The sequence below is a fragment of the Streptomyces sp. NPDC050211 genome (genome assembly GCF_040656035.1).
Taxonomy (GTDB): domain Bacteria; phylum Actinomycetota; class Actinomycetes; order Streptomycetales; family Streptomycetaceae; genus Streptomyces.
The window spans coordinates 95,194-106,669 of record NZ_JBFALC010000019.1 but is presented as its reverse complement, the minus strand read 5'-3'; the positions used below and the strand labels follow the sequence as shown (position 1 = coordinate 106,669).

Annotated in this window: 7 protein-coding genes; all 7 read left to right on the top strand. The window is 72.8% G+C overall.

Translation table 11 applies throughout. The annotated features are described in order from the left end of the window. The first annotated feature begins 89 nt into the window (after positions 1-89). The 7 genes from AB0I98_RS20930 to AB0I98_RS20900 all read left to right on the top strand — a co-directional run bounded on the left by AB0I98_RS20930 (position 90) and on the right by AB0I98_RS20900 (position 11,461). Complete coding sequence (locus AB0I98_RS20930; RefSeq protein WP_362943851.1) at positions 90-1,988, top strand: HAD-IIIC family phosphatase; 1,899 nt, start codon at positions 90-92, stop codon at positions 1,986-1,988. Continuing rightward, positions 1,985-3,742 (top strand): fatty acyl-AMP ligase, encoded by a 1,758-nt coding sequence (locus AB0I98_RS20925; RefSeq protein ID WP_362943849.1) that lies wholly within the window; start codon positions 1,985-1,987, stop codon positions 3,740-3,742. Before AB0I98_RS20930 ends, AB0I98_RS20925 begins: the two co-directional genes overlap by 4 nt. After that, positions 3,739-5,487 (top strand): acyl-CoA dehydrogenase family protein, encoded by a 1,749-nt coding sequence (locus AB0I98_RS20920; protein ID WP_362943848.1) that lies wholly within the window; start codon positions 3,739-3,741, stop codon positions 5,485-5,487. The genes AB0I98_RS20925 and AB0I98_RS20920 overlap by 4 nt, the downstream gene beginning before the upstream one ends. 188 nt (positions 5,488-5,675) lie before the next feature. Continuing rightward, entirely contained in the window at positions 5,676-7,247 is a 1,572-nt protein-coding gene (locus AB0I98_RS20915) for an acyl-CoA dehydrogenase family protein (RefSeq protein ID WP_362943846.1), read from the top strand. A gap of 40 nt (positions 7,248-7,287) precedes the next feature. Next, positions 7,288-7,554, top strand: a complete 267-nt coding sequence (locus AB0I98_RS20910) for an acyl carrier protein (protein ID WP_301978518.1) — start codon at positions 7,288-7,290, stop codon at positions 7,552-7,554. Then, on the top strand, positions 7,551-10,424 hold the full coding sequence (locus AB0I98_RS20905; RefSeq protein WP_362943844.1) for a beta-ketoacyl synthase N-terminal-like domain-containing protein: 2,874 nt from the start codon (positions 7,551-7,553) through the stop codon (positions 10,422-10,424). The genes AB0I98_RS20910 and AB0I98_RS20905 overlap by 4 nt, the downstream gene beginning before the upstream one ends. After that, positions 10,421-11,461, top strand: coding sequence for a 3-oxoacyl-ACP synthase III family protein (locus tag AB0I98_RS20900; protein ID WP_362943842.1), 1,041 nt, complete (start codon positions 10,421-10,423; stop codon positions 11,459-11,461). Before AB0I98_RS20905 ends, AB0I98_RS20900 begins: the two co-directional genes overlap by 4 nt. Positions 11,462-11,476: the final 15 nt, after the last annotated feature.

Below are 11,476 nucleotides of genomic sequence, written 5' to 3'. Positions count from 1 at the left end.
CCCACCCTCGGCAGCCGCCCTTGCGCACGCCTTGGGTGTTCGCCGCTCGCACAAGGGACCGTTAAGGCGGGGCTCGCAGGCTCCCTGGCATGACCACCGAGACGACGGCGACGGCCGGTCCACTCGACCGGCTGCGCTTGATGCACTCCGACGGCAGCCTGGCGGCACGCCGGCACGATCTGCCCGCGCTGCTCGACCGGCTGGCCACCGGCGACGACCCGGCGGCGGCGCTGCGGACGGCGGGACGGCTCATCGGCTCAGTCCGCGACCAGCTCGCCGGGGCCGGGACCGAGACGCTCACCGTGTCGATCGACGGCAGCGGCACGCTGGACGGCCTGGTGCCGTCGCTGACCGCCGAACTGGCCCGGCACCGCCTGCTGCTCAGCCCGCTCCCCGGTGACCACGGCGCCTGGGAACGGGCCCTGCTGGACGCGGACAGCCCCGTGTACGCGCCCGGCACCGCCCTCGCCCTGTGTGTGCTCGACGCCTCGGTGGTCTTCGACTCACTACCGACGCCCTGGACGGCGAAGGACGCCACGGCGGAGGCGCGGGACGTCCTCGCCCGCCTCGACCACCTCACCGCCCACCACGCCCGTCATGGGCAGGGCACCCTCGTCCTCAACACGCTCCCGCTCCTGCGCGAGCACACCCACCAGCTGGTCGACCACCGATCGCGCACCGAACTGGGCGCGGCATGGCGGGAGTTGAACGCCGGGATCCTCCGACTCGCGACCACCCACCCCCGCACCCACACCATCGACCTGGAACCCCTGGCGAACGCGAGCGGCCCGGTCCGCGACACCCGCCTCGCCGGATACGCCCGCGCCCGCCTCGGGGCCGAACTGCTCGCCGGGTACGCCCGCGAGGTCGCCCACCTGGCCCGCACCCTGCGCGGCCGCACCAAGAAGGTCCTGGTCCTGGACGCCGACAACACCCTGTGGGACGGCATCCTCGGCGACGCGGGCCCGGAAGGCATCGCCGCCGCGTCCACGCTCCGCGGCGATGCCTTCGGCCGGTTCCAGCGGGTGATACGGCAGCTCGGCGCCCAGGGCGTTCTGCTCGCCGTCTGCTCCAAGAACGACCAGGAACCACTCGCCCACGTCCTGCGCACCCACCCCGACATGGCCCTGTCCGAGGACGACTTCACCGTCGTACGAGGGGACTGGGGCCCCAAGGACAAGGGGTTGCGGGCGATCGCCGAACGGCTGGGACTCGGCGTGGACAGTCTCGTCTTCGCGGACGACTCCCCGTTCGAGCGGGCGCAGGTCGCCGCCGCGCTGCCGGACGTGGCGGTCGTACCGCTGGACGACGAACCGGCCCTGCACGCCGAACGCCTCCTCGCCGACGGCTGGTTCGACGTGCCGGAGCTGACGGACACGGACCGGCAGCGCGGCGCGCAGTACCGCAGCGAGGGCGAGCGGCGGGAGCTGCTGGAGAGCGCCGAGTCGTACGAGGACTTCCTGGCGCGCCTCGAAGTGGCGGTCGACGTGGCGCCGCTGCGACCGCACGAGGTGGCCCGGGTCGCCCAACTCACCCAGCGCACCAACCAGTTCAATCTCACGACCCGGCGCATGACGGCGGACGAGGTGACCGCGGCGGCCGAGTCGGGGCTGGTCCTCACCGTCTCCGCCCGTGACCGGTTCGGCGACAACGGCCTGGTCGGGGCGGTGTTCGTGTCGTACGAGGGCGACGGCTGGCGTATCGACAACGCGCTGCTCAGCTGCCGGGTCTTCGGCCGCCGTATCGAACATGCGCTGTTGGGCGGGGTGTTGGCGCAGGCTGCCCGGGAGGCCGGGGTGGCCGCGGTGCACGGGCGGTTCCGGCCCACCGCGAAAAACCACCGTTTCGCGGACTTCTATCTCTCGCTCGGCTTCGAACCGTACGGCCCGCCGCAGGCCGACGGGACGGCCGAGTACCGGCACGCACTGCGGGACCTGCCCGCTGTGCCATGTCACATCACACTCACCGTGACAGGGGGACGGCCGTGACCAGCACACCGCTCCGCTTCGCACCGGCGCAGGCGGACACGTTCACCCGCGTCGTCCTGGAGCGCGCCGCCGCGCACCCGGAACGTACCGCGTTCATCTACCTGCCGGACCGCTCGGACGCCACCGACCCCGAGCAACTGACCTACGGCGACCTGGACATACAGGCGCGCGGTGTCGCGGCCTGGCTGCAGGAGCGGCGCGCGACCCGCCGCCCGGTGCTGCTGCTGCATCCGCCGGGCCCGGAGTTCCTGACGGCGTTCGCGGGCTGCCTGTACGCCGGAGCCGTCGCCGTACCGGCCCCGCTCCCCACGGACCAGGGCGAGCAACTCGCCCGCGTGGGCGGCATATTGCGCGACTCCGAAGCGGTGGCGGTCCTCACGACGTCCACGTACACGCCCCTCCTCCAGGCCTGGCTGGACTCCCTCGAACTGCGCCACGTCCACATCCTGGCCACCGACGCGGCAGGCCTCGCCCACGCCCCCGACCCGGAGCAGTGGCGCCCGGCGACCGTCCGCCCGGACGATCTCGCCTTCCTCCAGTACACCTCCGGCTCGACCAGCGACCCCAAAGGCGTCATGGTCACCCACGCCAACCTGCTCGCCAACGAGGCGGCGATCCACCGCTGGAGCGGCACCCGGGAGCACATGGTCGTCGGCGGCTGGCTGCCGCACTACCACGACCTCGGGCTGATCGGCCATCTCCTCCAGCCGCTGTACGCGGGCGGCGTCGCGGTCCAGATGTCGCCGCTGTCGTTCCTGAAGCGGCCCCGGCGCTGGCTGGAGATGATCGGCACCTACCAGGTCGAGGGGTCGGGGGCGCCCGACTTCGCGTTCGAGCTGTGCACCCGCCGTATCACCGACGAGCAGCTGGAGCAGCTCGACCTGTCCAGCTGGCGGGTCGCCCCGAACGGCGCCGAGCCGGTACGCGCCGAAACCCTGCGGGCCTTCGCCGAGCGGTTCGCCCCGGCCGGCTTCCGCGACGAGGCGTTCACCCCGTGCTACGGCCTCGCGGAGACGACGCTGCTCGTCACGGGCGCCGACGCGGCTGCCGAACCGACCGTTCTGACCGTCGACGTCGCCGCCCTCGAACAGGGCGTCCTGGCCGAGGGCACCGACCGCACCCTGGTCTCCAGCGGCACCGTCCGCGACTGCGAGGTGCGGATCTGCGACCCGGAGACGGGCGGCGAGCTGCCGGACGGGCGGGTCGGCGAGGTGTGGGTGCGCGGTCCGAGCGTGACGGCCGGTTACTACGGCAACCAGGCGGCCACCGCCGAGTGCTTCCGCCCGGACGGCTGGGTACGCACGGGCGATCTGGGCGTCCTGGACGGCGGCGAGCTGTATGTCACCGGCCGGATCAAGGAGGTCGTCGTCCTCGCGGGCCGCAACCTCTACCCGCACGACGTCGAGCGCGCCGCCAGGTCGGCCGATCCGTCGCTGGCAAGGGGAGCGGGCGCCGCCTTCGGCATAACAGCGGACGGCCGAGAACACTTGGTCCTGATCCTGGAGGTGCGCCTCGCGGCCGTCCCCGACGGAGACCTGCACCAGGTCGCGACCGCCGTCCAGCAAACCCTCGGCCGAGAATTCGCCCTCCCCGTCGGCAGCGTCCTGCTCGTCCGCCCCGGCTCGGTCCGCCGCACGACCAGCGGAAAGGTCCGCCGCCGGGTGATGCGGGAGCTGTTCCTCAAGGGCGAGCTGACACCGCTGTACGAGGTGCTGGACCCGGCGGTCCGGGCCATACGGGAGGACGGCTCATGACGGAGCACTCCCCCTACCGTCTCGCCGAGGAGCTGGAGCACGCCCTCGGCGACCCCACCGACCCGCACACCACGTTCTCCTACGCCACCTGCCTGGACCTCGACGCCCGCGAGGAGTTCCCGGACCAGATCTGCCGCGACCTCGACGCCTGGGGCCTGCCCGACTACTACGTGCCGGTGCGCCACGGCGGCCGGCTGCGGGACTACGAGCACGCGCTCCAGCTCGTCCGGACGGTCGCCCGGCGCGATCTGACGGTGGCCGTCGCGCACGGCAAGACGTATCTGGGCGCGGTGTGCGTCTGGGTCGCGGGCAGTGACGAGCAGGCGGCGCGGCTCGGCGCGGACGTGCGTGCCGGGGTGCCGGTCTCGCTCGCGCTCACCGAACGGGCGCACGGCAGCGACCTGTTGGCGGGTGAGGTGACCGCGCACCGGACCGACGGCGGCTGGCGGCTGCACGGCGAGAAGTGGCTGATCAACAACGCCACCCGCGGCACCCTCCTCTCCGTCCTGGCCCGCACGGACCCGGCGGGCGGCCCCCGCGGCTTCAGCGTCCTGCTCACCGACAAACGCGAGCTGGCACCGGCCACCTACCGCGCCCTCCCCAAGGTGCCCACGCACGGCATCCGCGGCGCCGACATCTCCGGAATCGTCCTGGACGGCGCCCAGGTCGGCCCGCACGCCCTGGTGGGCGCCGAGGGCACCGGCATCGAGACGGTCCTCAAGGCCCTCCAGCTCACCCGCACCATGTGCGCCTCCCTCTCCCTCGGCGCCGCCGACCACGGTCTGCACCTCGCCCTCGGCTTCGCCAGCGAACGCCGCCTGTACGGCCGTAGCCTCGCCGAACTCCCGCAGGCACGGCACGTATTGGCGTCCGCAGCGACGGACGTGCTCACCCATGAGGCGCTCGCGCTCGTCGCGTCCCGCATGGTCCACACGGCCACGGACGAGCTGTCGCTGATCGCGGCCGTGACGAAGTACCTGCTGCCGACCGGCACGGAAGACGTGCTGAGCACACTCGGCGGGGTGCTCGGGGCGCGGGCGTTCCTGGTGTCGGGGCAGGGAGTCGGACCGTACGGCATGTTCCAGAAGATCGAACGCGACCACCGGATCGTCGGCCTCTTCGACGGGAACACGCTGGTCAATCTGACCTCGCTGGTGCAGCAGTTCCGTGCGCTGATACGACATTGGCGGCGTGGTACGGCTGATCGGGCCCCGGCGCTCGCCGCCTGCGAACTGACCGCACGGCTCCCCGAGTTCGAGCCCGCGCGGCTGTCTCTCAAGGCACGCAACGGCAGTTCGCTGCTGGCCGCGCTGCCCGGGCTGGTCGAAGAACTACGAGAGCAGGCCGCCGACCAACCCGCCCTGAAATGCGCGGTGGACGCCGCGCTACGCCTGCTGAAGGTCACCGGTCGGCTCCACGACCGGATGGCCGACTTCGCCGACGTGGTCGCCGACGTCCCGGAGGACGCCTTCGCCCTGGCCCGCCGCTACTGCCTGTGCGTCACGGCCGCCGCCTGCCTCGGGCTGTGGGTGCGCAACACGCGCGGCGGCGCCGAGGAGGAAGGGCTGTGGCGGGACGGGGTGTGGCTGCGGGCCGCGCTGGACCGCCTGCTCGTACGACTGGGCGAGGAGCCGGCGGACCCCGGTGACGCATACGACGAACTACTGGACGAGGCGTTCTCCGCGCATGAGCGGGGCCGGCTGTTCTCGCTGCTGCGGCTAGATCTGGTGCGGGGGGTTGTGTAATGCGTGCCCTAAGCGGCCCTGGCGACACCGGCTGCGGTTCTGCAGCGCCCCGAAGGGGCGCGGGGAACTGCGCGACCAGCCACAACGCGCCCGCAGACGCTCAACGACCCATCACACAGCGGACCTCCGCACTCACGCGGGCCTTAGGAGATCCCCACGACCCGGAAAACCCGCTCGGCCAACGGCAGTTGACCGCGTCCGACGAACGCGGTGAGCTAAGCGCGGAAGGCGAAACCCTGCTCGACAAGTTCGCCCTCGGCGCCGAGTACGTACCGGTGGAGCTGGGCGGGCGACTGGCCCGCCTGGACGATCTGGTGCGAGTACTGCGCGAGGTGTTCCGCCGAGACGTGGGGCTGGGCCTCGGCCACGGAGTCACGTCGTTCATGGCGGCAGTGAACGTCTGGGCGGCGGGCTCACCCGAACAGCGCGACCGCCTCGCACGGCTGCTGCTGGACGGCGGCAAGGTGTCCGTCGCCTATCACGAGCTGGCGCACGGCAACGACTTCCTGCGCATGGACTTCACCGCACGTCCGGGGCGCGGCGGTTACCGCCTGTTCGGGGCGAAGGAGGTCATCAACAACGCGGACCGGGCGCGGGCCTGGGTGCTGTTCGCCCGTACCGACCCGGCACCGGGCAGCCGCAGCCACTCGGTGCTGCTGGCCGGCCCCGACGCGTTGCCGACGGACCGCTGGCAGCCGCTGCCCCGCTACCGTACGGCGGGCGTGCGCAGCTGCCGGATCTCCGGGCTCGCCTTCCGGGACTGCCCGGTGCCCGCGTCGGCCCTGGTCGGCGAGGAGGGGCGGGGCGGCGAGGTGGCGCTGCGGTCGTTCCAGGTGACGCGGAGCGCGCTGCCGGGGATGGCGATCGGGACGGCGGACAGCTGTCTGCGGACGGTGCTGCGGTTCGCGCTCGGACGGCGCCTGTACCGCCGTAACGTCATCCAACTCCCGCACGCCGCCGCCGTATTGACGAACGCGTTCGCCGATCTGCTGCTCTGCGACAGCCTGTCGCTGGCTGCCGCGCGCGCCGTGCATCTGCTGCCCGAGCAGGCCAGCGTCACCTCGGCGGCCGTGAAGTACCTGGTGCCGAAGCTGCTCACGGACAGTGTGCGCGAGCTGTCGGTGGTGCTCGGCGCCCGGTTCTACGTCCGCGAGGGCGAGCACGCTGCCTTCGGCCGGCATGTACGGGATCTGCCGGTGCTGTCGCTCGGCCACGCTGGCCCGACGGCGTGTCTGGCGACGCTGGTACCGCAGCTGCGGAGGCTGGCGACCGCACCCCAACTCGCGAGCCCTGCCGGCCTGTTCACGGTCGAGGACAACGACGTCCCGGCCGGGATCCCCTTCGACCGGCTCACGCTCACCGCGACCGGGGACCCGCTCACCGCACTGCTCATGGATACGGACGCACCGGTCCAGGATCTGCTGCGGGACCTGGCCGCGGAGTCGGCCGACGTCCGCCGCGCCTGCCGTGCCCTGCCTCCGGCCGACCGCACTCCGCTGGCCTCCCCGGCCGCGTTCGCGCTGGCCGCACGGTATGCCGAACTGCTCGGCGCCGCTGCCGCCGTCGGCGTCTGGCGGAACGCCCACGGCGGGTTCCTCGCGGACCCGGTGTGGCTGGGTGCGGCGCTGCACCGCTCGGCGCGTCGCCTGGGCCTGCGGGAGGGCGGGATTCCCGCGGTGTACGCGGAGCCGCTCCGGGCCGAACTCCTCCGCAGGTACGAGGAGTCGCGGCCGTTCGATCTCTACGACGCCCACGCGTGAACCTGCTGCTCTCACTGCTGCTCTCACTCTGGAGAACCCCATGTCCTTGCCCACCGTCCCCACGGAGCAGTCCCTGATCGACTGGCTCACCACCCGGGTCGGCGCCTATCTGCGGCGCGACCCCGCCGAGATCGACCCGACGGTGCCGCTCGCCGAGTACGGCCTGGACTCGGTGGCCGCGCTCAGTCTCTGCGGTGATGTGGAGGACCACTTCGGCATCCCCGTGGACCCCACGGCCGCCTGGGACTTCCCGACCGTGCGGGCGCTCGCCGGCCACCTCTGGAAAGAGCTGGAGAACGCCGGATGAGCGCGGTTGCCGTAACGGGTCTCGACTGCCGTTTCCCGGGTGCCGAGGATCCGTACCGCTTCTGGGAGTTGCTGATGCGGGGCGGCGACGGCATCAGCCGGGTGCCACGTGAGCGCTGGGACCCCGGGGTGACGGGCGGACCCGGCGAGGGCGGCTTCCTCGCCGACGCGGACGCTTTCGACAACGCCTTCTTCACCATCACCCCGCGCGAGGCGGCGTCCATGGATCCGCAGCAGCGGCTGATGCTGCAGTGCGCGTGGCGGGCGTTCGAGGACGCGGGCGTCGCACCGCACCGGCTGGCCGGGACGGCGACCGGTGTGTTCGTCGGGGTGATGGGCAGCGAGTGGGCACAGCTGACGCTGACCGACCTGCCGGGGATCACCCCGCAGATCGGTTCCGGAAACGGCTACTGCATGATCGCCAACCGGGTCTCGTACCACCTGGACCTCAAGGGCCCGTGCCTGGCCGTCGACACGGCGTGCTCATCGTCGCTGGTCGCGGTGCATCTGGCGGTGAACGCCCTGCTCTCCGGGGAGTGCGACCGGGCCCTCGCGGGCGGCGTCAACATCGCGCTGACGCCCGCGCTCGGCCTGTTCTACGAGCGGGCGGGGCTCGCCGCGCCGGACGGCCGCTGCAAGCCGTTCAGCGCGGGGGCGAACGGCATCGGACGCGGGGAGGGTGTCGGGGCGGTCGTGCTGCGGCGGCTGGAGGACGCGCTGGCCGACGGCGATCACGTGTACGCGGTGATCCGCGGGACGGCCGTCAACCAGGACGGGCGGAGCAACGGGCTGACCGCGCCGAGCCGTTGGTCGCAGCAGGAGGTGATGGCGGCGGCGTACCGCAGGGCGGGCGTGGAACCGGGCGACGTGGTCTTCACCGAGGGACACGGCACCGGCACCGCCCTCGGCGACATGATCGAGGCGAAGGCCCTCGGCGCCTGGCACGCCGGCCGCGCCCGCCCGATGGCCCTCGGCTCGGTCAAGGGCAACCTCGGCCACACGGAGGGCGCCGCCGGGATCGCCGGCCTCATCAAGGTCGCCCTCGCCCTGCATCACCGCACGGTCCCGGTCAGCCGCTTCGCCGCGCACGAGAACCCCGGACTCCGCCTGGCGGAGAAGGGGCTGAGGCTCCTCAAGTCACCGCTGAGGCTGTCCGGTCCGGCATTGGCGGGCCTGAGCAGCTTCGGCATGGGCGGCACGAACGCGCACGCCGTCCTGGAGTCGGCGCCCGCCGTCCGTACGACGGCTTCGGCCCCGCCCGCCCTCGGCGCCCACGTCTTCACCCTCACCGCACCCGACGCGCCCTCACTGCGCCGTAACCTCGCCGCCCAGGCCGAGGCGATCGGCCGACGCCAGTCACCGGTCGGGCCGTTGTGCCGGGCCTCGCAACGGGTCAAGTCGGGGCACGCGGTGCGGGCGGCGGTCGTGGTGGGGGCGGAGGAGGGCAGTTCGCGGCTGGCGAAGGCGCTGCGCGACGAACGGCCCACCGCTGCCCAGCAAGGTCCGCTCATCGCCGCCCTGTTCACCGGCCAGGGCGCCCAGTTCCCCACCATGGGCGCCCAGCTCTACCGTTCGTCCTCGCTCTACCGCCGTCACCTGGACGCGGCCGACGCGGCGCTGCTGCCGTACACCGAGACGTCCGTACGCGACCTGCTGCTGCGCGGCGACCCGGCCGTGCACCGCACGCGATGGGCGCAACCCGCCCTGTTCGCCGTCGGGTACGCGCTGGGCGCCGCGCTCGCGGATGTCGGCGTGCGCCCGGCGCTGCTGCTCGGGCACAGCGTGGGTGAGTTCGCGGCGGCGGTGCATGCCGAGGCGCTGTCGCTGGCGGACGCGGCCCGGCTGATCGCCGCTCGGGGCACGCTGATGGAGCAACTCCCCGACGGCGGCGGCATGCTGGCCGTCCACGCGCCCGCGGACCGGCTGCACGAGCTGGTCGAGCGGGAGCCCCTGGTCGGCTTCGCCGCCTTCAACGGCCCCCGGTCCACGGTCCTCTCCGGTGACCTCGCCGCCCTGGACCGTATCGCGTCCGCCCTCGACGACGTCCGCGTGCGCCGGCTGGAGGTCTCGCACGCCTTCCACTCACCGCTCATGCGGCCGGTCCTCGAACCGTTCCACCGCATCGCCGAGGAGACCGCGGGCGGCGTCCCGCGCACCCCGTTCTACTCGACCGTCCGCGGCAAGGTCCTGGAGTCGGAGCCGCTGGACGCCGCGTACTGGACGGAACACATCAGCGCCCCGGTCCTGTTCGCGGACGCCGCCTCCCAGCTCCTGGACGAGCGCCCCACCCACCTCGTCGAACTCGGCCCCCGCCCGGTCCTGACCGCCCTGGCCCGCCGTCTCGCGACCGACCATCCCCCGCTCCCCCTCCACCCGCTGCCGGGTGAGGCCGCGACAGGGACGGAGCTGGCGGCGACGGTCGCCGCCCTGTACCGGGCGGGCGTGGACGTGGACTGGCCCGCGCAGGACCAGGGACCGACGCGGCGGCTGCTGCCGTACATCTTCGCCACGGACGGACGCTTCTGGCGCGGCGGCCTGCCGACTCCGCGTCCGCACATGATCGAGGCGGAACCGGAGGAGGTTTCACGCACCGACTCGATCGAGCTCCACGTCCTCGAAGCCGTCGCCGAACTCGGCGGCTACGACGTCTCCGCGCTCTCCCCGCACTCGCGCCCCCAGGAGGACCTCGGCCTGGACTCGGTCACGCTGATCGAGTTGAAGGCGCGCGTCGAGGCCCGGCTGCCGTCGCTGGGGCCGCTGCCGGTGGAGGAGCTGCTCGGCCATCTGTCCACGCTCGGCGACCTGATCGCGTACGTCACCGCGCGCGCCGCACAAGGTGGCGTCGCCTCATCGACGGAGCCCGCCCTATGACCGTGCCCGCACCCCCCACCGGCCCCACCGTCCATGTAGCCGCCGCCGGTTCCGCGTTGCCCGGCGCGCCCGTCGACAACGCCTCGCTGGCCGCGTCGCTGGGTGTCAACGAGGAGTGGATCGACCACTTCATCGGCACCCGCACCCGGCACTTCGCCCGCGATCTGAGCACCGGGGAGGTCCGCTGGTCCCTGGCCGACCTGTGCGCGGAGGCCGCCTCGCAGGCGATCGAGTGCGCCGGCACCGACCCGGCCGACATCGAGTTCATCGTCCTGGGCACGGCGACCCCGGACCATCTGATGCCGGCCACCGTCAACGAGGTCGCCGACCGCCTCGGCCTCGACCAACTCCCCACCTACCAGCTCCAGTCGGGCTGCGCGGGCGCCGTCCAGGCCCTCGCGCTCGCCCACACCTTCATCAGCGGCGGCACCCACCGCACCGGCCTCGCCATCGGCGGCGACGTCTGCACCAAACATCTCGACCTGCGCCGCGACCTCGCCTCCGCGGCCCCTGGCGACCTGGTCAACTGCGTCCTGTTCGGCGACGGCGCGGGCGCCGCCGTCGTCGGCGCCGACCCCGGTGAACGGCCGGTGGCCCTGCGCCGCACCCTCAACCGCTGTACTGGGCTCGGCCGCAGCCCCGGCCAGATCATCGACTGGTTCGGGCTCGCCGACCGGCACGACCAGCGCCAGGCGCTCACCGAGGACTACAAGGCGATCGAGGGCTCGGTGCCCGCCATGGCCGCGGAGATCCTCTGGGAACTCCTGGACGGCTTGGGCTGGTCGCCCGAGGACCTGGACTTCCTCCTCCCACCGCAGCTGTCGGGCCGTATGACCCGGCTGATCACCGAGCAGCTGGGACTCCCCACCGCGCGGGAGATCTCCTGCGTCGCGGACACCGGCAACAACGGCAACGCACTGCCCTTCCTCCAGCTTCAGCAGCTGATGAAGGAGATCGCGGGCGGCCAGAAGGCCCTCGCCGTCGCGGTCGAGTCAAGCAAGTGGATCAAGGCGGGGTTCGCCTTGGAGGGACTGTAAAGCCGTGGAAGGCCT

What these genes read in the sequence shown, in the direction of transcription:
- AB0I98_RS20910 (WP_301978518.1), top strand. Translation starts at nt 7,288, where the DNA reads ATGTCCTTGCCCACCGTCCCCACGGAGCAGTCCCTGATCGACTGGCTC.
- AB0I98_RS20900 (WP_362943842.1), top strand. Translation starts at nt 10,421, where the DNA reads ATGACCGTGCCCGCACCCCCCACCGGCCCCACCGTCCATGTAGCCGCC.
- AB0I98_RS20905 (WP_362943844.1), top strand. Translation starts at nt 7,551, where the DNA reads ATGAGCGCGGTTGCCGTAACGGGTCTCGACTGCCGTTTCCCGGGTGCC.
- AB0I98_RS20920 (WP_362943848.1), top strand. Translation starts at nt 3,739, where the DNA reads ATGACGGAGCACTCCCCCTACCGTCTCGCCGAGGAGCTGGAGCACGCC.
- AB0I98_RS20930 (WP_362943851.1), top strand. Translation starts at nt 90, where the DNA reads ATGACCACCGAGACGACGGCGACGGCCGGTCCACTCGACCGGCTGCGC.